The sequence below is a fragment of the Candidatus Sulfidibacterium hydrothermale genome (assembly GCF_020149915.1).
GTDB classification, from domain to species: Bacteria; Bacteroidota; Bacteroidia; order Bacteroidales; family F082; genus Sulfidibacterium; species Sulfidibacterium hydrothermale.
In genome coordinates this window covers 2,412,585-2,434,207 of sequence record NZ_CP083760.1, presented here as the reverse complement: position 1 = coordinate 2,434,207, position 21,623 = coordinate 2,412,585, and the positions used below count along the sequence as shown (strand labels likewise).

33 protein-coding genes are annotated in these 21,623 nt (G+C 42.7%); all 33 read left to right on the top strand.

Annotation, left to right across the window (positions count from 1 at the left end):
- Positions 1-58 precede the first annotated feature (58 nt).
- The 33 genes from secDF to LA303_RS09800 all read left to right on the top strand — a co-directional run bounded on the left by secDF (position 59) and on the right by LA303_RS09800 (position 21,620).
- Positions 59-3,214, top strand: coding sequence for a protein translocase subunit SecDF (secDF, locus tag LA303_RS09960; protein WP_240525145.1), 3,156 nt, complete (start codon positions 59-61; stop codon positions 3,212-3,214).
- Positions 3,215-4,281: 1,067 nt separating this feature from the next.
- A complete protein-coding gene (rpsL, locus tag LA303_RS09955) occupies positions 4,282-4,659 on the top strand; it encodes a 30S ribosomal protein S12 (protein ID WP_240525143.1) in 378 nt (125 codons plus the stop codon).
- A 35-nt stretch (positions 4,660-4,694) separates the two neighbouring features.
- Positions 4,695-5,168: a 30S ribosomal protein S7 gene (gene rpsG / locus LA303_RS09950; RefSeq protein ID WP_240525141.1), complete on the top strand. Its 474-nt coding sequence runs from the start codon at positions 4,695-4,697 to the stop codon at positions 5,166-5,168.
- Positions 5,169-5,197: 29 nt separating this feature from the next.
- Positions 5,198-7,309, top strand: a complete 2,112-nt coding sequence (gene fusA, locus LA303_RS09945) for an elongation factor G (RefSeq protein ID WP_240525139.1) — start codon at positions 5,198-5,200, stop codon at positions 7,307-7,309.
- 15 nt (positions 7,310-7,324) lie between these two features.
- Positions 7,325-7,630 carry a 30S ribosomal protein S10 gene (rpsJ, locus tag LA303_RS09940; RefSeq protein WP_240525137.1) on the top strand — a complete coding sequence of 102 codons (306 nt, stop codon included), beginning with the start codon at positions 7,325-7,327 and terminating at the stop codon, positions 7,628-7,630.
- A 33-nt stretch (positions 7,631-7,663) separates the two neighbouring features.
- Positions 7,664-8,287 carry a 50S ribosomal protein L3 gene (gene rplC / locus LA303_RS09935; RefSeq protein WP_240525136.1) on the top strand — a complete coding sequence of 208 codons (624 nt, stop codon included), beginning with the start codon at positions 7,664-7,666 and terminating at the stop codon, positions 8,285-8,287.
- On the top strand, positions 8,278-8,901 hold the full coding sequence (gene rplD, locus LA303_RS09930) for a 50S ribosomal protein L4 (protein ID WP_240525135.1): 624 nt from the start codon (positions 8,278-8,280) through the stop codon (positions 8,899-8,901). The genes rplC and rplD overlap by 10 nt, the downstream gene beginning before the upstream one ends.
- Positions 8,902-8,921: 20 nt before the next feature.
- Positions 8,922-9,212: a 50S ribosomal protein L23 gene (rplW, locus tag LA303_RS09925; protein WP_240525134.1), complete on the top strand. Its 291-nt coding sequence runs from the start codon at positions 8,922-8,924 to the stop codon at positions 9,210-9,212.
- A 9-nt stretch (positions 9,213-9,221) separates the two neighbouring features.
- Positions 9,222-10,043 (top strand): 50S ribosomal protein L2, encoded by an 822-nt coding sequence (rplB, locus tag LA303_RS09920; RefSeq protein ID WP_240525132.1) that lies wholly within the window; start codon positions 9,222-9,224, stop codon positions 10,041-10,043.
- Between the two features lie 27 nt (positions 10,044-10,070).
- Positions 10,071-10,349 carry a 30S ribosomal protein S19 gene (rpsS, locus tag LA303_RS09915; protein WP_240525131.1) on the top strand — a complete coding sequence of 93 codons (279 nt, stop codon included), beginning with the start codon at positions 10,071-10,073 and terminating at the stop codon, positions 10,347-10,349.
- Positions 10,350-10,361: 12 nt separating this feature from the next.
- Positions 10,362-10,808: a 50S ribosomal protein L22 gene (rplV, locus tag LA303_RS09910; RefSeq protein ID WP_240525130.1), complete on the top strand. Its 447-nt coding sequence runs from the start codon at positions 10,362-10,364 to the stop codon at positions 10,806-10,808.
- A 26-nt stretch (positions 10,809-10,834) separates the two neighbouring features.
- On the top strand, positions 10,835-11,548 hold the full coding sequence (rpsC, locus tag LA303_RS09905; protein WP_240525129.1) for a 30S ribosomal protein S3: 714 nt from the start codon (positions 10,835-10,837) through the stop codon (positions 11,546-11,548).
- A 34-nt stretch (positions 11,549-11,582) separates the two neighbouring features.
- Complete coding sequence (rplP, locus tag LA303_RS09900) at positions 11,583-12,005, top strand: 50S ribosomal protein L16 (RefSeq protein ID WP_240525128.1); 423 nt, start codon at positions 11,583-11,585, stop codon at positions 12,003-12,005.
- Positions 12,006-12,013: 8 nt separating this feature from the next.
- Entirely contained in the window at positions 12,014-12,223 is a 210-nt protein-coding gene (rpmC, locus tag LA303_RS09895; RefSeq protein WP_240525127.1) for a 50S ribosomal protein L29, read from the top strand.
- A gap of 8 nt (positions 12,224-12,231) precedes the next feature.
- Positions 12,232-12,489: a 30S ribosomal protein S17 gene (gene rpsQ / locus LA303_RS09890; RefSeq protein WP_240525125.1), complete on the top strand. Its 258-nt coding sequence runs from the start codon at positions 12,232-12,234 to the stop codon at positions 12,487-12,489.
- Between the two features lie 2 nt (positions 12,490-12,491).
- Positions 12,492-12,860, top strand: a complete 369-nt coding sequence (rplN, locus tag LA303_RS09885; protein ID WP_240525124.1) for a 50S ribosomal protein L14 — start codon at positions 12,492-12,494, stop codon at positions 12,858-12,860.
- Between the two features lie 19 nt (positions 12,861-12,879).
- The gene (gene rplX / locus LA303_RS09880) at positions 12,880-13,200 is read left to right on the top strand and encodes a 50S ribosomal protein L24 (protein ID WP_240525123.1); all 321 of its coding nucleotides are present in this window, start codon (positions 12,880-12,882) and stop codon (positions 13,198-13,200) included.
- On the top strand, positions 13,200-13,757 hold the full coding sequence (gene rplE, locus LA303_RS09875; RefSeq protein WP_240525122.1) for a 50S ribosomal protein L5: 558 nt from the start codon (positions 13,200-13,202) through the stop codon (positions 13,755-13,757). The genes rplX and rplE overlap by 1 nt, the downstream gene beginning before the upstream one ends.
- Positions 13,758-13,763: 6 nt before the next feature.
- Entirely contained in the window at positions 13,764-14,033 is a 270-nt protein-coding gene (gene rpsN, locus LA303_RS09870) for a 30S ribosomal protein S14 (RefSeq protein ID WP_240525121.1), read from the top strand.
- Positions 14,034-14,050: 17 nt separating this feature from the next.
- Positions 14,051-14,449, top strand: a complete 399-nt coding sequence (gene rpsH, locus LA303_RS09865; RefSeq protein ID WP_240525120.1) for a 30S ribosomal protein S8 — start codon at positions 14,051-14,053, stop codon at positions 14,447-14,449.
- A 16-nt stretch (positions 14,450-14,465) separates the two neighbouring features.
- A complete protein-coding gene (rplF, locus tag LA303_RS09860; protein ID WP_240525118.1) occupies positions 14,466-15,023 on the top strand; it encodes a 50S ribosomal protein L6 in 558 nt (185 codons plus the stop codon).
- A 45-nt stretch (positions 15,024-15,068) separates the two neighbouring features.
- Entirely contained in the window at positions 15,069-15,425 is a 357-nt protein-coding gene (rplR, locus tag LA303_RS09855) for a 50S ribosomal protein L18 (protein WP_394371584.1), read from the top strand.
- Between the two features lie 6 nt (positions 15,426-15,431).
- On the top strand, positions 15,432-15,950 hold the full coding sequence (rpsE, locus tag LA303_RS09850) for a 30S ribosomal protein S5 (protein ID WP_240525115.1): 519 nt from the start codon (positions 15,432-15,434) through the stop codon (positions 15,948-15,950).
- A 14-nt stretch (positions 15,951-15,964) separates the two neighbouring features.
- Positions 15,965-16,144, top strand: coding sequence for a 50S ribosomal protein L30 (gene rpmD, locus LA303_RS09845; RefSeq protein ID WP_240525114.1), 180 nt, complete (start codon positions 15,965-15,967; stop codon positions 16,142-16,144).
- 14 nt (positions 16,145-16,158) lie between these two features.
- The gene (rplO, locus tag LA303_RS09840) at positions 16,159-16,605 is read left to right on the top strand and encodes a 50S ribosomal protein L15 (protein ID WP_240525113.1); all 447 of its coding nucleotides are present in this window, start codon (positions 16,159-16,161) and stop codon (positions 16,603-16,605) included.
- Between the two features lie 6 nt (positions 16,606-16,611).
- Entirely contained in the window at positions 16,612-17,973 is a 1,362-nt protein-coding gene (gene secY / locus LA303_RS09835; RefSeq protein ID WP_240525112.1) for a preprotein translocase subunit SecY, read from the top strand.
- Positions 17,974-17,985: 12 nt separating this feature from the next.
- Positions 17,986-18,762 carry a type I methionyl aminopeptidase gene (gene map / locus LA303_RS09830; protein WP_240525111.1) on the top strand — a complete coding sequence of 259 codons (777 nt, stop codon included), beginning with the start codon at positions 17,986-17,988 and terminating at the stop codon, positions 18,760-18,762.
- Positions 18,763-18,771: 9 nt separating this feature from the next.
- Positions 18,772-18,990 (top strand): translation initiation factor IF-1, encoded by a 219-nt coding sequence (gene infA / locus LA303_RS09825; RefSeq protein WP_240525109.1) that lies wholly within the window; start codon positions 18,772-18,774, stop codon positions 18,988-18,990.
- A 7-nt stretch (positions 18,991-18,997) separates the two neighbouring features.
- Positions 18,998-19,114, top strand: a complete 117-nt coding sequence (rpmJ, locus tag LA303_RS09820; protein ID WP_240525108.1) for a 50S ribosomal protein L36 — start codon at positions 18,998-19,000, stop codon at positions 19,112-19,114.
- A 30-nt stretch (positions 19,115-19,144) separates the two neighbouring features.
- Positions 19,145-19,519: a 30S ribosomal protein S13 gene (gene rpsM, locus LA303_RS09815; RefSeq protein ID WP_240525107.1), complete on the top strand. Its 375-nt coding sequence runs from the start codon at positions 19,145-19,147 to the stop codon at positions 19,517-19,519.
- A gap of 35 nt (positions 19,520-19,554) precedes the next feature.
- Positions 19,555-19,944, top strand: coding sequence for a 30S ribosomal protein S11 (gene rpsK / locus LA303_RS09810; protein WP_240525106.1), 390 nt, complete (start codon positions 19,555-19,557; stop codon positions 19,942-19,944).
- 36 nt (positions 19,945-19,980) lie between these two features.
- Entirely contained in the window at positions 19,981-20,586 is a 606-nt protein-coding gene (gene rpsD, locus LA303_RS09805) for a 30S ribosomal protein S4 (protein WP_240525105.1), read from the top strand.
- A gap of 41 nt (positions 20,587-20,627) precedes the next feature.
- Positions 20,628-21,620, top strand: coding sequence for a DNA-directed RNA polymerase subunit alpha (locus LA303_RS09800; RefSeq protein ID WP_240525103.1), 993 nt, complete (start codon positions 20,628-20,630; stop codon positions 21,618-21,620).
- Positions 21,621-21,623 lie beyond the last annotated feature (3 nt).

Sequence of the window (21,623 nt, the reverse complement as noted above, 5' to 3'; positions counted from 1 at the left end):
TTATTCTATTTTTGCACCCTCTTAAAATGAAAGTAAAATTATAAATATCTAATTTCAAATGCAAAACAAAGGAGCTATCAAGTTTTTTGCTATTGCCTTTGGCCTGGTATGCCTGTATCAGCTGAGTTTTACGTATGTGGCAGCCCGGGTGGAGAAAAAAGCAAAGGCTTATGCACACAACAAAGAGGCGGTCCGTCTGGCAAAAGAGCTGGCTAAGGGAAATGAAGCCAAAGAAGTGTATTATCTTGATTCAATTGCCAAAGCACGTGAGAAATATTATCTCGACAGTGTGAATAACGAAGTGGTGTACAACCTGGGCATTGGAAAATACACTTACAAACAGGTAAAAGAAAGAGAGCTGAACCTTGGCCTTGACCTGAAAGGCGGAATGAACGTAGTGCTCGAAGTAAAAGTGCAGGATATTGTTGATGCACTTGCCGGCCATAGTAAAGACCCGGCTTTCCGGAAAGCCATGAAACTGGCTACCGAAATGCAAAAACACAGCAATAAAGACTTTGTTACGCTTTTTGGAGAAGCTTTTCATAAAGTGGATCCCAATGGTCGCCTGGCTTCCATTTTTTTGTATGAATTTAAAGATAAGGGAATTACAACCACATCGTCCAATGCTGAAGTACTGAAAGTGCTGAAAAAAGAAACCGATGGTGCGGTGGATCGTACTTTCCAGATTTTGCGAACCCGTATTGACCGTTTTGGGGTAGCCCAGCCGAATATTCAGAAACTGGCTACCAGCGGACGTATTTTGGTGGAGCTTCCGGGAATTAAAGATCCTGAACGGGTGCGGAAACTGCTGCAGGGAACCGCAAAACTCCAGTTTTGGGAAACATATAGCTTCGCAGATATTCACACTTATTTTGATGAAGCCAATGCTAAACTGCGTGCAGAAGAAAACTTACTGTCCGATTCTACTAAAACGGCAGCTTCGCAAAAAGCAACGGCAACCGGAAATAAAACGACCAAAGCCGTTTCGGATACAGCTACAAACAGCTTGCTGAACAAAATTGCCAAGGATACTACCAAAGGACAAAATGAAAACGCTTCTTTTTCTACGTATGCAAAGAAAAATCCGTTATATGCTTATTTGCATCCGTCCTATATTCAGGGAAAAGACGGCCGTTACTATCCGGCCAACACGGCCCGTGTGGGATTGGTAGCCATTAAAGATACGGCCCGTGTGAACCGGATGCTGAAAATGGTGAAAAATATTTTCCCGCGTGACCTGAAACTGGCCTGGGCGGTTAAACCCGATCCGCATACGCCGAATTATTTGGCTTTAATTGCATTAAAAGCCAGTTCACGTGACGGAAGTGCAGCCCTTGGCGGTGATGTGATCTCTGACGCCCGTCAGGATTTTGACCAAAACGGCCGGGTAACGGTTGACCTGCAGATGAACAGCGAAGGGGCTAAGATATGGAAACGGCTTACCGGTGAAAATATTGGTAAACAAATTGCCATTGTTCTTGATGGTTATGTTTACTCTTATCCGGTGGTTAACGATCAGATTCCCAACGGACGTTCTTCTATTTCCGGTGGGGGCATGACGGTAGAAGAAGCCAAAGACCTGGCAAATATTCTGAAAGCCGGTAAATTGCCTGCTCCGGCCAAAATTGTGGAAGAAGCCGTGGTGGGTCCTTCTTTGGGACGCGAAGCGGTACGTGCCGGTATGAACAGCTTTATTTTGGCTTTCATTGTGGTGCTGGTTTATATGATCGTGTACTACAACAAAGCCGGTTGGGTAGCCAGTTTGGCTTTGATTGTCAACGTATTTTTCTTGTTAGGCGTGCTGGCCTCACTGGGTGCGGTACTGACGCTTCCAGGTATTGCCGGTATTGTGCTGACGCTAGGTATGGCGGTGGATGCTAACGTAATTATTTACGAGCGTATTAAAGAAGAAATGCGGGCAGGAAAAGGACTACGCCTTGCATTGACCGACGGATATAGAAATGCTTATTCGGCTATTATCGACGGTAACGTGACCACGTTGCTGACCGGTGTAGTATTGTATGTGTTTGGTACCGGTCCTATTCAGGGATTTGCTACCACCTTGATTATCGGTCTGCTTTCGTCTCTCTTTACCGCTATCTTCATCTCCCGTATCATCTTTGAAGGGATGCTGAAGAAAAACAAAAAGATTACCTTCTCTTATAAATGGACGGCGAATACCCTTTCGAACACCCATTTCGATTTTATCGGGATGCGGAAAAAAGCCTATATCTTCTCCGGAACACTGATTTTAGTTGGTTTGATTTCATTATTTACCAAAGGGCTGAACTTTGGGGTTGACTTCACCGGGGGACGTACTTTTGTGGTGCGCTTTGACCAAAATGTAAATACTGAAGCCATCCGGAAAGCCCTTACGGCTGAATTTGACAACCAGGCTCCGATTGTGAAAACGTTTGGTCCGGATAACCAAATAAAAATTGTCACCAAATATTTGATCGATGATAACCGTGACAATGTGGATTCTATCTTACAGACCAAATTGTACAACGGCCTGAAGAAATTCTATAAAAAACCGATCTCATTTAAGGCATTTACTTCAGATACTGAAGGAGAAAACAAATTACTGGGTATTTTGAGCTCGCAAAAATTTGGGCCGACGATTGCTTACGACATTCGGGAGAAAGCCTATTTTGCGATCTTCTTTGCGCTGCTCATCATCTTTATTTATGTTGCCATCCGGTTTAAAAACTGGCAATATGGCGTGGGAGGTGTGGCCGCGTTGTTCCACGATACCTTAATTACGATAGGGGTCTTCTCGTTGTTTAACGGTATTATGCCCTTTAGTATGCAGGTGGACCAATCGTTTATAGCAGCTATTTTGACCATCATCGGGTACTCCATTAACGATACGGTAATTATCTTTGACCGTATTCGTGAAAATGTGAACCTTTTCCCGCGGCATACGTTGAAACGAAATATGAATGAAGGTTTGAACCAGACTTTGGCCCGTACAATGAATACATCAGGTACTACGTTAGTGGTATTGTTGGTGATCTTTATTTTCGGTGGAGAAGTCATTCGTGGTTTCGTGTTTGCTTTGCTGGTAGGGATTACCATTGGTACTTATTCTTCGGTCTTTACGGCCAGCCCCATTGCATACGACCTGCTGCATGGTGCCCGCGAAGACAAGAAAATTGAAGAAAGGGAAGCCAAGATGAATCAGAAAAAAGCAAAATCGAAAAAGAAAAAATAATGTTTATAGAAGCTTTGTAAGCAAAGTCCGGGCTGGTAGGGTCCGGACTTTTTTTTGCTCTTTTCCATCCTGAGCGGAGCGAAGGATCTCCAAGGATGGATGGAGAATGTTGGGATAGAAGGATGTTTGATGTCAGCGATGAGTGTAGAATGATAAATGGGGTTGGGATCTGTTCCGGGTACAGCGAAGGATTTCAAAAATAACCACGATTATTAAAAGAGATGTTTCACTGCGTTCAACAGGACAAAACAGTTGGTTTTTGGCGTTTGATATTTTTTTGGATTTGTCTTTTGCGATTTCAAACTTTAGGCACTTCTAATTTTAGTCACTTGAAGTACTGGCGTGTTGGGTAAGGTAGGAATTGGGTATGATTAAGATTCTTTTGTTTCGAATTTATTCAGAGAGAATGGCAAATGATGAACGATAAGTGTAGAACGATGAATGTAGAAGGATGAGTTATTAGTTATCATTGGTTTATTGTTGTATTACTGTCCTCCTGAGCGGAGCGAAGGATCTCAAAAATAACCACGGCTTTAAAAGAGATGTTTCACTGCGTTCAACAGGACAAAACAGTTGGTTTTTGGCGTTTGATATTTTTTTGGATTTGTCTTTTGTGATTTCCCACTTTAGCGCACTTCAAACTTTAGGCATTTTAAGTACTTGAAGTACTGGCGTGTTGGGAGAAGTGGGAATTGGGTATGATTAAGATTCTTTTGTTCCGAATTTATTCAGGGAAACCAAAAAGAATAGCTTTGGAGTAAATATTTTTTCTGATTTTCAGTGATTTTCTTGTCAATTCAAAAAAACTTTTTACCTTTGCACCCCGTTTTGGACGGTAAAAGTAGTAAAAACTACTGAAACAGACGAAGTTAAAGGAACCTGATAAGGTAAAACGTTATAGGTTCGGCATCGGTAAAGAATCTGAAATTTACCGCTGTTGTTTTGAATAGCTTACCTTTTCAATTTTCCTTCAACTTTAATTTTAGTAAAAAGTATTTTGGATTGAAATATTTTATACTTTTGCGCCTCCAAAAAATGAGGATAAAAAGAATTAATTAAAGTTTGATATGCCTACAATACAACAGTTAGTAAGAAAAGGACGCAACAAGCTGGTTGATAAAAGCAAATCACCTGCGTTGGATTCATGTCCGCAACGTCGTGGAGTTTGTGTAAGGGTTTATACCACTACACCGAAAAAACCTAACTCTGCCATGCGTAAAGTGGCCAGGGTACGTTTGACCAATGGAAAAGAGGTGAATGCCTATATTCCCGGCGAAGGTCATAACTTGCAGGAGCACTCTATTGTGATGATCCGTGGCGGTCGTGTAAAAGACCTCCCGGGTGTGCGTTATCACATTATCCGTGGGGCACTGGATACTTCCGGTGTGGAAGGTCGTACACAACGCCGTTCAAAATATGGTACCAAACGGCCTAAGAAAAAATAAAAAAAATTAGACAAGTATTTTAAGCTCAAGATATAATGAGAAAAGCAAAACCTAAAAAACGAATTATTCTGCCCGACCCGCGTTATAACGATGTGTTGGTCACCAAGTTTGTGAACAACATCATGTTGGAGGGGAAGAAAAGCCTTGCTTTTAAGATTTTTTACGATGCTATGGATATTGTAGCTTCGAAAATCGGGGAAGAAGAAAATGCTTTGGATGTTTGGAAAAAAGCCTTGGCCAATGTTACTCCATCGGTTGAGGTTAGAAGTCGCCGTATTGGTGGTGCTACTTTTCAGATTCCTTCTGAAATTCGTCCGGCCCGTAAACAGTCTATCGGAATGAAAAACCTTATCGGTTTTGCCCGTAAACGTCATGAAAAAACCATGGGGCAAAAACTGGCCGGTGAAATTTTGGCTGCTTACCGTGAAGAAGGGGCTGCTTTCAAGAAAAAGGAAGACACCCACCGTATGGCTGAAGCCAACAAAGCTTTCTCTCATTTCAGGTTTTAGTGTATTGATGCAGATTACGAAGAGATAAGATGGCAACACCCGAAAAAAATAACAAGTTAAGATTCACCCGGAACATTGGGATTATGGCGCATATCGACGCCGGTAAAACCACTGTTACCGAACGTATTCTTTTCTATACCGGAAAGAATTACAAAATTGGTGAAGTACACGAGGGAGCTGCCACTATGGACTGGATGGTTCAGGAGCAGGAGCGGGGAATTACCATTACATCAGCTGCCACAACCGTTTTTTGGGAGCTGGAAGGTAAAAAGCATAAAATCAATATTATTGATACTCCCGGACACGTTGACTTTACCGTGGAAGTAGAACGTTCGTTGCGTGTGCTGGATGGCGCCGTAGCGTTGTTTTGTGCTGTAGGCGGTGTGGAACCTCAATCGGAAACCGTTTGGCGGCAAGCCGATAAGTACAAAGTTCCGCGTATTAGTTTTGTGAATAAGATGGACCGCGCCGGAGCCGATTTCTTTGGCGTGATTGATCAGATTAAAGATCGCCTGGGAGCTAATCCGGTGCCGATTCAGATTCCTATCGGAGCGGAAGAAGATTTTCAGGGCGTAGTTGATCTGGTGAAAAATAAAGCCTTTGTGTGGGATGATTCCACCAAAGGAACCAAAATTATTGAAATACCCATTCCTGAAGATCTGGAAGATACGGTTTATGATTACCGTATGAAACTGATTGAAGGTGTGGCAGAAGAAAGCGATGAGTTGCTGGAGAAATTCATGGATGACCCCGATTCCATTACCGAGCAGGAAATGATCGAAGTAATCCGGAAAGCAACGCTTGAAATGCGAATTACTCCGGTAATGTGCGGCTCGGCTTTCAAAAATAAAGGGGTTCAAATGCTTTTGAACGCCATTATTGAGTTTTTGCCCAGCCCGTTGGATATTGATGCCATTAAAGGAATTAATCCGAAAACGGAAAAAGAAGAGTATCGCAGTCCTGATCCCAACGATCATTTTGCGGCTTTGGCTTTTAAAATTGCCACTGACCCGTATATGGGACGTCTTTGTTTTTTCCGTGTTTATTCGGGAACCTTAAAATCGGGTTCGTACGTACTGAATGTCTCTACGGGTAAGAAAGAACGGATTAGCCGGATCATGCAGATGCATGCCAACAAGCAAAATCCGCTCGATAAGATCGAAGCCGGAGACATTGGTGCAGCTGTTGGATTTAAAACTATCCGTACAGGAGATACGCTGACCGACGAAAAACATCCGATTATTCTGGAGTCCATGACTTTCCCTGATCCGGTGATCAGTGTGGCCATTGAGCCCAAAACACAGGGCGATATGGATAAAATGGGCGCTGCATTGGCCAAACTGGCTGAGGAAGACCCGACTTTCCGTGTGCGTTCTGATGAAAATTCGGGCCAGACCATTATTTCCGGTATGGGCGAATTGCATTTGGATATTCTTATCGACCGGCTGAAACGTGAGTTTAAAGTAGAATGCAAAGTGGGTAATCCGCAGGTGGCTTATAAAGAAGCGCTTACATCGTCGGTTACTCACCGTGAAGTCTATAAAAAACAAACAGGTGGCCGGGGTAAATTTGCCGATATTCAGTTTGAGCTTGGTCCTGCCGAAGGCACCGAAGAAGGACTTGAATTTGTGGATGAAGTCAAAGGCGGAAATATTCCGAAAGAGTTTATCCCCTCGGTGAAAAAAGGTTTCGAAATGGCCATGCAAAATGGAGTTTTGGCTGGTTACCCGGTGGAAAGCATGCGTGTCCGGTTGTTTGACGGAAGTTACCATCCGGTAGATTCCGATCAGCTCTCGTTTGAGATGGCAGCCAAGCTCGGTTTCAAAGCCGCTGCACGTAAAGCCAAAGCCGTATTGCTGGAGCCCATTATGCGTCTTGAGGTGGTTACCCCGGATGAGTATGTGGGTGATGTAACCGGTGATCTGAATAAAAGACGGGCTATTTTGGAAGACATCACGACGAAACTGGGATTCCAGGTGGTAAAAGCCAAAGTGCCGTTGTCCGAAATGTTTGGTTATGTTACCGCATTGCGGACGTTAACTTCGGGAAGAGCTTCGTCCACTATGGAATTTCATAGTTATGCTGAAACACCGGCGAATATTGCCGAAGAAGTGATAAAAAAGATAAAAGGTATTGTTTAGTAAAAACTATATAAAGTGAGCCAAAGAATCAGAATAAAACTCAAATCGTACGATCATAACCTGGTTGACAAATCGGCCGAGAAGATCGTAAAAACGGTAAAATCAACCGGAGCCGTAGTAAGCGGTCCCATTCCTTTACCGACCCATAAGAAAATTTACACGGTTAACCGTTCGACCTTTGTGAATAAAAAATCGCGTGAACAGTTTGAGCTGGACACTTATAAAAGGTTGATGGATGTGTATAATTCCACTTCGAAAACCATTGATGCGCTCATGAAACTGGAGCTGCCCAGTGGTGTGGAAGTAGAAATCAAAGTTTGATATAAACTATTAACGGCTTAAAGAGATAAAGCAATGTCAGGAATAATTGGAAAAAAAATAGGGATGACCAGCATCTATGACGAAAACGGGAAAAATATTCCCTGTACCGTCATTGAAGCCGGGCCGTGTGTGGTTACCCAGGTACGTACCGTGGAAAATGACGGTTACTCGGCTATCCAGCTGGCCTATGGAGAGAAAAAAGAAAAGCATACAACCAAAGCTTTAAAAGGACATTTTGCCAAGGCCAACACAACGCCTAAAAAAGTGGTTGCCGAGTTTACCCGTTTTCAGGAAAAGAAAGAACTGGGCGAAACGGTTACCGTTGAAGTTTTTACGGAAGGCGAATTTGTGGATGTGGTAGGCACTTCCAAAGGAAAAGGTTTTCAGGGTGTGGTAAAACGTCATGGTTTCCGTGGGGTTAATGATGCTACACACGGTCAGCATAACCGGATGAGAGCTCCCGGTTCATTGGGCGCATCTTCTTATCCTTCGAGGGTTTTTAAAGGAATGCGCATGGCAGGACGTACCGGTGGTGACCGGGTGAAAATGATTAACCTGCGTGTGATGAAAATTATTCCTGAAAAGAATTTATTAGTTGTAAAAGGTGCCGTTCCCGGTCCCAATAATTCATACGTAATTGTAGAAAGATGGAATTAGCAGTTGTAAATATTCAAGGAGAAGATACCGGCCGTAGAGTGGTACTGCCCGATACTATTTTTGGTATCGAACCTAACGACCACGCCATTTATTTGGATGTGAAGCAGATTATGGCCAATCGTCGTCAGGGAACTCACGACACCAGAGAGCGGAGTGATGTTAGCGGAAGTACCCGGAAAATTAAAAGACAAAAGGGAACAGGAACAGCTCGTGCCGGTGATATTAAAAATCCCTTGTTCCGTGGTGGCGGACGCGTTTTTGGACCGCATCCCCGCGATTACTCTTTTAAACTGAACAAAAAAGTAAAACGGTTGGCCCGCAAATCGGCTTTAACCTACAAAGCAAAGGATAACGAAATTTTGGTGGTGGAAGATTTTAAATTGGATGCCCCCAAAACCAAAGATTATCTCAAAATTCTGGATCAATTGAAAGTGAAAGACGGGAAATCTTTGCTCATCGTTACCGATAGCGATCAAAACCTCTACCTTTCGGTGCGTAATTTGCCGAATGCCAGAGTAATGCGTGCTGCCTCCTTAAATACTTACGATATTTTAAACGGCGGTACATTGATTTTTACCGAAAGCGCGGTGAAAGCAACCGAAGAAATATTTTAAAAAATATAAATCCGAAGAAGATGGGTGTAATATTGAAACCGGTGATTACGGAAAAAATGACTGCCAAAGGCGATAAGCTCAATCAATTTGGTTTTATTGTTGACAAAAGAGCCAACAAGATCCAAATTAGGAAAGAGATTGAAGATTTATACAATGTGCAGGTTCTTTCCGTAAATACGATGAATTATTCCGGAAAAAGTAAATCAAGGTTTACAAAATCCGGTGTGATATCCGGCAAGACCAAAGCGTATAAAAAAGCGGTGGTGACGCTTGCCGAAGGAGATACAATTGATTTTTTTAGCAACATCTAGACGAAAGACATGGCTCTAAAGAAATATAAACCGACGACACCAGGTCAGCGCTTTAAAATAATCAGCGCTTTTGACGACATTACTACCAGTAAACCTGAAAAAAGTTTATTGGTGGGTAAAAAAAGTTCAGGTGGACGAAACAGCGAAGGAAAAATGACCGTGCGTAATATTGGCGGTGGTCATAAAAAGAAATATAGAATTATCGATTTCAAACGCGATAAAGAGGGCATTCCGGGTACGGTGAAGACCATTGAGTATGATCCGAATCGTACTGCACGTATCGCTTTGGTGCATTATGCCGATGGTGAAAAGCGCTACATTATTGCCCCGCAGGGTTTGAAAGTCGGACAACAGGTTATCTCTGGTAAAGGCGTTTCTCCTGAAGTGGGAAATACCATGTACCTGAGTGAAGTGCCTTTCGGAACGATTATTCATAATATTGAATTGCGTCCCGGACAGGGTGCCAAAATGGCCCGTAGTGCCGGTGCTTATGCTCAGTTGATGTCGCGTGACGGTAAATTTGCCATCATTAAGATGCCTTCTGGTGAAACCCGGATGATTTTGCAAACTTGTAAGGCAACCATTGGAATGGTTTCCAATAGTGACCATCAGCTGGAGAAATCAGGAAAAGCAGGTCGTAGCCGTTGGTTAGGCCGTCGCCCGCGTGTTCGTGGTGTGGCTATGAACCCGGTTGATCACCCCATGGGTGGTGGCGAAGGTCGTGCTTCGGGTGGACATCCGCGTTCGAGAAAAGGCCTTCCTGCTAAAGGTTACAAAACCCGTTCCAAGAAAAAGGCTTCCAACAAATATATCATTGATAAAAGAAAGTAATCTAAGCTGAATTAAAAGGATACGAATATGAGCCGTTCATTAAAAAAAGGACCATACATTCATTATAAACTGGAAAAGAAGGTGTTGGCCAATGTTGAGTCAGGAAAGAAGACGGTGATCAAAACCTGGTCACGTGCTTCCATGATTTCACCTGACTTTGTAGGGCAAACCATCGCCGTTCATAACGGGAATAAATTTATTCCTGTGTATATTACAGAAAATATGGTTGGGCATAAACTGGGAGAATTTGCTCCTACCCGCATTTTTCGCGGACATGCCGGTAAAAAAGATAAAGGTAGAAAATAAAGCACAAGAAAAATGGGATCTAGAAAACATAATAGTGCTGAAAAGCGTAAAGAAGAGCGTAAAACCCAGTATATTGCACGGTTGCGGAATGTTCCCGCTTCACCGCGTAAAATGCGTCTCGTAGCCGATCTGGTTCGCGGAATGGATGCCGAACAGGCTCTTCATGTCCTTCAGCATACGCAAAAAGAAGCTGCAGGCAGCCTTTATAAACTCTTGCGTTCGGCTATTGCCAACTGGGAAGTGAAAAACGAAGGTGCCCGTATCGAAGATAATCAGCTTTACATTAAACAAATTATGGTTGACGGCGGCCGCATGTTGAAACGAATTCAACCGGCACCGCAGGGTAGAGCACACCGTATCCGGAAACGCTCAAACCATGTTACGCTGATTCTCGGTAACCGTACGGAAGAAATGAAAGCAACCGAAGAAGTGGCTGCTGAAACAGCAAATAACGAATAATTAACATCTTTAACAGTATAGATTAAATGGGACAAAAAACTAATCCAATAGGACTCAGATTAGGAATCATCAAAGGATGGGACTCGTACTGGTACGGCGGTAAAAACTTCTCTGAAAAACTCATTGAAGACAACGAAATCCGTAAGTACCTGAATGCCCGTTTGGCTAAAGCCGGGATTTCCAAGATTATGATTCAGCGTACCCTGAAAATGGTTACCGTAACTATTTTTACGGCCCGGCCGGGTATTATTATTGGAAAAGGCGGTGCCGAAGTGGATAAACTGAAAGAAGAATTGAAAAAACTGACCCGGAAAGAGGTACAAATCAATATTTCCGAAATCAGACGTCCGGAGCTGGATGCCCGTTTGGTGGCCACCAACATTGCCCGTCAGATTGAAGGACGTGTTTCTTTCCGCCGGGCTATCAAAACAGCTATTGCCTCCAGCATGCGTTTGGGTGCCGGTGGTATTAAAGTCATTATTTCCGGCCGTGTGGGTGGTGCCGAAATGGCGCGGAGCGAAATGTATAAAGAAGGACGGATTCCTTTGCATACCTTGCGTGCCGATATCGACTATGCTTTGGTAGAAGCCCATACCACTTACGGACGAATTGGTATTAAAGTCTGGATCTTTAAAGGAGAAATTTACGGACGTCCCGATTTGGTTTCCGTTGAAGATAAAAACTCCGGTCGTCAGAGAGGTCCTGTACGTGGTGGCGGACGCCCGAGAAGAAGAAGATAACAGAGCATTGATAATATTTTAAAGGAAACGAAAAATGTTACAACCGAAAAAAACTAAATATAGAAAGCAGCAAAAGGGCCGGATGAAAGGGAATGCCCAAAGAGGTGCCCAGCTGGCTTTTGGCTCTTACGGCATTAAAACCCTTGAGCAAGCCTGGATCACCGGTCGTCAGATTGAAGCTGCCCGTCAGGCTGTTACCCGTTACATGAAACGTCAGGGGCAAATCTGGATTCGTATTTTTCCCGATAAACCGGTAACCAAAAAACCGGCTGAGGTACGTATGGGTAAAGGAAAAGGGGCTCCCGAATATTTTGTTGCACGGATTACTCCGGGCCGGATTTTATTCGAAGCTGATGGCGTTCCGTTGGAAATTGCGCGGGAAGCTATGCGCTTGGCAGCCCAAAAATTGCCTGTAAAAACTAAATTTGTGGTTAGACGTGATTACGTCGAAAATTAGAAAGAACTATGAAACAGGAAGTTGTCAAAGAAATGAGTACGGCCGATCTGCAGGACAGACTGGTAGAAGAAAGAAAACATCTTACCCGTCTGAAACTCAATCATGCCGTTTCTCCGTTGGAAAATCCGCAGGTAATTGTTGAAAGTAAAAAAACAATTGCCCGTATGCTCACAGAGCTCAGAAGAAGAGAATTAGAAGAGGAAAAAAACAATAAGTAAACGCTACAATGGAAAAGAGAAATCTTAGAAAAGAAAGAATTGGTCTTGTCGTTAGCAATAAAATGGACAAATCGATTGTGGTTAGAATCGAACGCCGTTTTAAACATCCCATTTATGGAAAATTTGTCAAGAAGACCAAAAAATTTATTGCCCACGACGAGAACAATGAATGCAATATCGGTGATACCGTTCGCATTATGGAAACACGTCCTCTGAGCAAAAGAAAAAATTGGAGATTAGTAGAAATTATTGAAAGAGCGAAATAATCATGGTACAACAAGAATCAAGACTTACGGTTGCTGACAACAGCGGAGCCAGAGAAGTGCTGGTTATCCGGGTTTTAGGCGGTACACGGAAAAGATATGCATCGGTAGGTGACCAGATTGTGGTAACCGTTAAAAACGCTATCCCTTCCGGAAACGTGAAAAAAGGCGCTGTTGCCAAAGCTGTTGTAGTCAGAACTAAAAAGGAAATCAGAAGGAGCGACGGGTCTTATATTCGTTTTGATGATAACGCCTGTGTGTTGCTGAATGCCTCCGGCGAAATGATGGGAACCCGTATCTTCGGTCCCGTTGCCCGTGAATTGCGTGAAAAACAATATATGAAAATTGTTTCACTGGCACCTGAGGTGCTTTAAACCCAGAAAAAAGTTAGATATGGCAAAGTTGCATATAAAAAAAGGGGATAATGTGATGGTCATTGCCGGAAACGACAAAGGTCGCTCTGGTAAAGTGCTGGAAGTTATCGCCGAGAAAAACAGGGCAATTGTGGAAGGTGTGAATATGATTGCTAAACATACGAAGCCCAATGCCGATTACCCCAATGGAGGGATTATTAAAAAGGAAGCGCCCATTCATCTTTCTAACCTGAAAGTGATTGACCCTTCCGGTAATCCTACCCGTGTGGGACGTAAATTGGATGAGAAGACCGGTAAATCAGTTCGTTACTCAAAAAAATCAGGGGAGGTAATTAAGTAATGGAATATCAACCTAGATTAAAGAAACAATACTTTGAGGAAATTATTCCTGCATTAACCAAAAAATTTGGTTACAAAACCATTATGCAGGTTCCCAAGTTGGAGAAAATTGCAATTAACCAGGGAATTGGTGCTGCGCTTACCGACAAGAAACTGATCGATGCCGGTATTGCTGAAATGACCGCTATTACCGGACAAAAAGCAGTGCCGACGATCTCTAAAAGAGACGTTTCCAATTTTAAACTGAGAAGAGGAAACCCCATTGGAGTTCGGGTAACCCTGCGTGGTGACAAAATGTACGAGTTTCTGGATAAACTTATTGCCGTAGCCCTGCCGCGTGTACGCGACTTTAAAGGCATTAACGATAAAGGATTTGATGGCCACGGAAATTACACCTTTGGTGTTCCCGAACAAATCATTTTCCCTGAAATTAATATCGACAATGTGATGCGTATTAACGGTATGGACATTACTTTTGTAACATCGGCCAGAACCGACGAAGAAGCTTTCGCTTTGTTGAAAGAATTTGGATTACCATTTAAAAATCAAAAAAAATAAGCAAACATGGCAAAAGAGTCGATGAAAGCGCGGGAGCGCAAAAGACAAAAAATGGTGGAGAAATATGCGGCTAAACGTGCTGCCTTGAAAGCTGCCGGAGATTACGAAGGTTTGCAAAAATTACCCAAAAACTCGTCTCCCGTTCGTTTACACAACCGTTGTCAGCTCTCCGGAAGACCGAAAGGGTATATGAGACAGTTTGGAATTTCACGTATTGAATTCAGAGAAATGGCTCTCAAAGGCCTTATTCCCGGAATTAAAAAAGCCAGTTGGTAGTTAAAAAATTAAGGAAGATGAATACCGATCCAATAGCAGACTATTTGACAAGAATCAGGAACGCCGTAGCAGCCGGACACCGTATGGTGGAAATACCCGCTTCTAACCTGAAAAAGAACATTACAAAAATCCTTTATGAAAAAGGATATATACTGAATTATAAATTCGATGATTCAGGCAAATTTGAAACCATTAAAATTGCCCTGAAATATCATCCCGTTACCAAAATGCCCGCTATCAATACCATTCAGCGTGCTTCGACACCTGGTTTGCGGAAATATGTGGGAGCCAGAGATCTCCCGCGTGTGATCAACGGACTGGGTATCGCTATTTTGTCCACTTCTGCCGGTGTAATTACCGATAAAGAAGCTCGGAAACTGAATGTGGGCGGCGAAGTTATTTGTTACGTAAGTTAATACAGGAGAAAGAGCAATGTCAAGAATAGGAAGATTACCGATAACCATCCCGCAGGGAGTGGAAGTAAAGGTGAGCGATAACAATGTAGTTACCGTAAAAGGAAAACTGGGCGAACTGACTCAGGTTGTTGACCCTGCCATTACTGTGAAAGTGGAAGACGGCCGTGTGGTACTCTCCAGAGCTACTGAAAGCAAAGAGCACAAATCAAAACATGGTTTGTACCGCTCGTTGCTGAATAATATGATTACAGGAGTTAGCCAGGGTTTTACAACGGTGCAGGAATTGGTCGGTGTGGGTTTTAAAGCCGAAGCCAAAGGTCAGCTCCTTGAACTGTCTCTGGGTTATTCTCATAATATCTTTATGGAAATCCCTTCCGAAATTAAAATCGAAACGGTTTCTGAGCGAGGGAAAAATCCACAGATTAAAATGACCTCTGCCGATAAACAACTGCTGGGTCAGGTGGCTGCTAAAATCCGCTCTTTCCGTAAACCCGAGCCGTATAAAGGTAAAGGAATCCGGTTCCAGGGTGAAGAACTCAGACGTAAAGCCGGTAAATCAGCAGAGAAAAAATAATTGCAGACGCATTCATAAACTGAAAAATCCATTAAAGAGATGGCTATTAAGAATAAAAAAGTATTTCGTAGAAACAGGATTAAGATGCGGGTCAGGAAGACCATCAAAGGGACTGCTGAACGTCCCCGTATGAGTGTCTTCAGAAGCAACAAACAAATTTATGTTCAGTTGATTGACGACCTGGCACAAAAAACATTGGTTTCTGCATCATCCGCCGACAAGAGTCTGGAAGGACAAAAAATGACCAAGATAGAACAAGCGAATAAAGTAGGTAAGCTGGCCGCCGAACGGGCCTTAGCTGCCGGAATTACAACAGTTGTTTTCGATAGAAACGGTTATCTGTACCATGGCAGAGTAAAAGCACTTGCTGATGCTGCCAGAGAAGGAGGACTTAAATTTTAGAAAATTATGTCAAACGCAAACGTAAAAAAGATTAAATCCAGCGATATCGAATTTAAAGACAGGCTGGTGAGTATCCAAAGAGTGACGAAAGTGACCAAAGGAGGACGGACTTTCAGCTTCTCTGCCATTGTGGTTGTAGGAAACGAAAACGGTGTAGTAGGCTATGGACTGGGTAAAGCAAAGGAAGTTACTGCTGCTATTGCCAAAGGAATTGATGATGCCAAAAAACACCTGGTAAAAGTTCCTGTGCTGAAAGGTACCATCCCGCACGAACAAACCGGAAAATACAGCGGCGCCCGGGTTTATATCCAACCGGCTGCTCCCGGTACCGGTGTTATCGCCGGTGGTGCTATGCGTGCCGTACTGGAAAGTGTCGGCGTGAAAAACGTATTGGCCAAATCAAAAGGTTCGTCGAATCCTCACTCTGTGGTGAAAGCAACCATTGATGCGTTAACTAAATTGCGCGACCCCATTACTGTTGCACAAGTAAGAGGGGTAGAATTAGATACTGTTTTTAACGGATAGGAGCATTGAGAGATATGACAAAGTTGAGAATTACTCAGGTGAGAAGCGCTATTAACAGACCCTTGCGTCAGAAAAAAACATTGGAAGCGCTCGGACTGAAAAAACTGAACCGCCCGAAAGAGGTAGAATCTACCCCTCAGGTGCTGGGAATGATTGAAAAAGTGAAACATTTATTGAAGGTTGAAGAAATTTAAAACAAGGAAAAACAATGGATTTAAGCAATCTTAAACCGGCAAAAGGTTCTGTAAAGAACAAAAAGAGAATTGGCAGGGGACAAGGTTCCGGTAGAGGCGGTACTTCTACACGCGGACACAAAGGTGCCCAGTCAAGGTCCGGCTATAAGCAAAAAAGTGGTTTCGAAGGCGGACAAATGCCTCTCTTTAGAAGGGTTCCGAAATTTGGTTTTAAAAATATAAACCGTAAAGAATATCAGGGCGTTAACCTTGACGTTCTTCAGAAACTTGCCGATGAAAAAAACCTTACGGTGATTAATCAGGAAGTTTTAATTGAAAACGGTCTTGTATCGAAAAATGATTTAATCAAAATTTTGGGCCGTGGCGAACTGAAAGCTAAACTGGAAGTTTCTGCTCATGCTTTTACTAAAACTGCTAAAACCGCTATCGAAGCACAGGGAGGTCAGGCCATTATAATTTAAGATGGAATGAAAAAATTTATAGAAACCATAAGAAACATTTATAAGATTGAGGAGCTCCGTAAGCGTATCCTCTATACTCTCGGAATCATTGCGATTTACCGTCTTGGTTCGTATGTAGTGCTTCCGGGTGTGGATCCTAATATGCTTACCAATCTGCAAAATCAGGGTAGCTCCGGCCTAATGGGACTGTTAAACATGTTTTCCGGTGGTGCTTTCTCGCATGCATCCATTTTTGCACTGGGGATTATGCCTTATATTTCGGCTTCGATTGTGATCCAGTTGCTCGGAATGGCAATTCCTTATTTTCAACGCTTGCAGCGCGAAGGAGAAAGCGGTACACGGAAAATTAATCAGATTACCCGTTATTTGACCGTAGCTATTGTTGCTTTTCAGGCTCCGGCTTATATTGCCAACCTGGTTTCGCAGGTGCCACCGCAGGCCATTACTCCTTTTAATCCTGCTGTGACACATCCCCCGGTCTTTTTCTGGGTTTCGTCCACCATTATCCTGATTTCAGGTACCCTGTTCGTGATGTGGCTTGGCGAAAAAATTACCGATAAAGGTGTCGGCAACGGAATCTCCCTCATCATTATGATTGGTATCATTGCCCGGCTCCCCGGTGCCTTGTTCCAGGAATTCGTTTCCCGTATTGTGGAAACCAATGGTGGAATGGTTTACTTCCTTCTCGAAATCTTAATGCTGGTGCTGGTGATCCTGTTTACCATCTTGTTGGTACAGGGAACCCGAAAAGTACCGGTTCAATATGCCAAAAGAATTGTTGGAAACAAACAATATGGTGGCGTGCGTCAGTATTTACCGTTGAAAGTGAATGCTGCCGGTGTAATGCCGATCATTTTTGCACAGGCCATTATGTTTTTACCGCTTACTTTGGTAGGATTTGCCAATAGTGATACCTTAAGTGGAATTGCTGCTGCCTTTACCGATTTTAATGGTTTCTGGTACAATTTCACTTTCTTTATCATGATCATTCTGTTTACTTACTTTTATACCGCCATTACCATTAATCCAAACCAGATGGCAGAGGATTTGAAGAAAAATGGCGGATTTATTCCGGGTGTAAAACCGGGGCGTAAAACAGCTGAGTATCTCGATAATATTTTATCGCGGATTACATTGCCAGGATCTATTTTCCTCGGTCTGATTGCTATTTTGCCTCTTTTTGCCCGGCTTATCGGAGTAAACAGTGGGTTTGCTGCGTTCTATGGCGGAACATCGTTGTTGATTCTTGTGGGAGTGGTTTTGGATACCCTGCAGCAAATCGAAAGTTATTTGTTGATGCGCCATTATGACGGACTGACCAAGTCAGGAAGAATTAAGGGAAGACCGTCGGCATTTGGCGGAATGTAATTTTTCTTCGTGATGATACCGATTAAAACAGACGAAGAAATAGAAATACAAAGACACAGTTCTTTACTTGTTGGAAAAACACTTGCCGAAGTGGCAAAACATATCCGGCCCGGAGTAAAAACCATTACGTTGGACCGTATTGCCGAAGAGTTTATTCGCGATAACGGTGCCGTTCCTGGTTTTAAAGGATATGGCGGTTTCCCCGCTACCCTTTGTATCTCTGTAAACGATGCAGTGGTACATGGTATTCCGGATGAAACCGAGTTAAAAGATGGAGACATTGTTTCCATCGACTGCGGAACAATCTGGGGCGGATTTTATGGCGACTCAGCTTACACTTTTCCGGTAGGCGAAGTGGACGAAGAAGTGCTTTTATTGCTCGAACGGACGAAAAAAGCACTTTATCTCGGAATTGAGCAGGCAGTGGCCGGAAAACGTGTCCGGGATATTGGTTATGCCATTCAAACTTATGTTGAAAGTTTTGGCTATGGCGTAGTGAGAGATTTGGTAGGACACGGTGTGGGGAGAAATCTGCATGAAGAACCCGAAGTGCCTAATTACGGACGGCGGGGTACCGGTCCTAAACTGAAAGCCGGAATGTGTATCGCCATTGAACCCATGATTAACCTCGGGGTGAAAGAAGTGTATCAGGAAGCTGATGGATGGACGATTCGTACGGCTGATGGTAAACCATCGGCACATTTCGAACACGATGTAGCCATCAGGCAGGGTAAAGCGGATATTTTATCCAGTTTTGAGGAGATAGAAAAAGTTTTAAATAATAAATAGTCGTTCATTATGGCAAAACAACAGTCAATAGAACAAGATGGCACGGTAATTGAATCGTTGGGCAACGCCATGTTTCGTGTGGAATTGGAAAACGGGCATACGATTATCGCGCATATTTCCGGTAAAATGCGGATGCATTACATCAAAATTTTGCCGGGTGACAGAGTAAAACTGGAGATGTCTCCTTACGATTTAACTAAAGGAAGAATAACATTTAGATATAAATAGAAACATCATGAAAATACGTGCATCAATTAAGAAGAGATCACCCGAGGACAAAATGGTTCGTCGGAAAGGAAGATTGTATATCATTAATAAAAAGAATCCAAAGTACAAACAAAGACAGGGTTAATCCTTTTTTAATCAATTAATAACAAGAATTATGGCAAGAATTGCTGGAGTTGACATTCCCCAAAATAAAAGAGGCGAAATCGGTTTAACTTACATTTATGGAATTGGCAGAAGTACTGCTCAGAAAATTTTAACCGAAGCCGGTATCGATTGGGATAAAAAGGTTAAAGACTGGGATGATGATGAACAGAACAAAATTCGTTCGATCATCAGTGAAATGAAAGTCGAAGGAGAACTCCGCTCAGAAGTACAGATGAACATCAAACGACTGATGGACATCGGAACTTATCGCGGAATTCGTCACCGTATCGGCCTTCCTCTTCGCGGGCAGAAAACCAAAAATAATGCCCGTACCCGTAAAGGTCGTAAGAAAACCGTTGCCAATAAAAAGAAAGCTACCAAGTAATAAATAGGATTTAATATTTCGAAATAAAACGAAAAATGGCAAAAAGGACCAGAAATACAAAAAAACGTGTAGTCAAAGTAGATCCGGTAGGACGTGCTTATATTCAGGCTACTTTTAACAACATCATTATTTCCCTTACCAATGATGCCGGACAGGTTATCTCATGGTCATCATCGGGAAAAATGGGCTTTAAAGGATCCAAAAAAAATACACCTTACGCAGCACAAATGTCAGCCGAAGATTGTGCCAAAGTGGCTTATGGCTTAGGTCTGCGTAAAGTAAAAGTTTATGTAAAAGGCCCCGGTGCCGGTCGTGAATCGGCTATCAGAACCATTAACTCATCGGGTATCCAGGTTACTGAAATTATTGATGTAACACCGATCCCGCATAATGGTTGCCGTCCGCCCAAAAGAAGAAGAGTATAATTATTGTAAGACGAAACAGACAAATTTATATAGATTATGGCAAGATATATTGGCCCAAAATCAAAAATTGCACGGAAATTCGGTGAACCTATTTTCGGTGCAGACAAATATCTCGAGAAAAAGAATTATGCTCCGGGACAGCATGGCCAAATGCGCAGAAGAAAAAAACAATCGGAGTACGGAATGCAGCTTCAGGAAAAACAAAAAGCCAAATATACTTATGGCATCCTGGAAAAACAGTTTCGTAACCTTTTTCATAAAGCTTCCCAGCGTAAGGGAATTACGGGTGAAAATCTCTTGAAACTGGCCGAAGCCCGTTTGGATAATACAGTTTTCCGTTTGGGTATTGCACCTACCCGAGCTGCTGCTCGTCAGCTGGTTTCTCATCGTCATATTTTGGTTAACGGAAAAGTGGTGAATATTCCCTCTTATTCTTTGCGAGCTGGCGATGTCGTAGGAGTACGCGAAAAATCGAAAAACCTGGAAGTAATTACCGAATCCCTGGCCGCCAATAACCGGTCGTTTTCGTGGCTGGAATGGGATGATGCCAAAATGGAAGGAAAGTTTCTGAACTATCCCGAACGCGATGAGATTCCTGAAAATATCAAGGAAAACCTCATTGTTGAGTTGTACTCTAAATAATATTTTACTGCTGTTTTTAATAAAAAAGTTAAACTGATACTATGGCGATATTAGCATTTCAAAAGCCTGATAAGGTGATTATGAATGAAACCGATGGCTTCAGAGGCGTATTTGAATTTCGTCCTCTCGAACCAGGTTTTGGAATTACTATTGGCAATGCCTTGCGGAGAATTCTTCTTTCCTCGCTCGAAGGTTTTGCCATTACAAACGTTAAAATTGCGGGCGTTGTACACGAATTTTCTTCTATTGACGGAGTCATTGAAGATGTTACCGATATTATCCTCAACCTGAAGAAAGTACGGTTTAAACAGCAAATTCCTGATGAAAATACGGAAAAAGTAAATATCGTTATTGGTGATCAGAGCGAGTTTAAAGCCGGTGATATTAATAAATTCCTTTCTGTTTTTCAGGTACTGAATACGGACGAAATGATTTGCCACCTCGACCCGTCGGTAAAACTGAGTATGGAAATTACCATCGGTAAAGGAAGAGGATACGTGCCGGCAGAAGAAAATAAAGATCCCGACGCACCGGTGGGTACTATTGCCATCGACTCCATTCACACGCCGATTAAAAATGTGAAATACAGCATCGAAAATTATCGTGTCGAACAGAAAACCGACTATGAAAAACTGATTCTCGAAATCATTACGGATGGTTCAATTCATCCTAAAGATGCTTTAAAAGAAGCGGCAAAGATTCTGATCCAGCACTTTATGCTGTTCTCCGATGAGAAAATTTCCATTGATTCAGAAGAAAAATCCGTTTCGGAAGAGTTTGATGAAAATACATTGCATATTCGTCAGCTGTTGAAAACCAAATTGGTTGACCTGGATTTGTCTGTTCGTGCCCTCAACTGCCTTAAAGCAGCCGATGTGGATACATTAGGTGATCTGGTTTCCTATAACAAAAGTGATTTGTTGAAATTTAGAAATTTTGGTAAGAAGTCTTTAACTGAGCTGGAACAACTGGTTGAGTCGAAGAACTTGGAGTTTGGAATGAATGTAGCAAAATATAAATTAGATAAGGATTAAGAA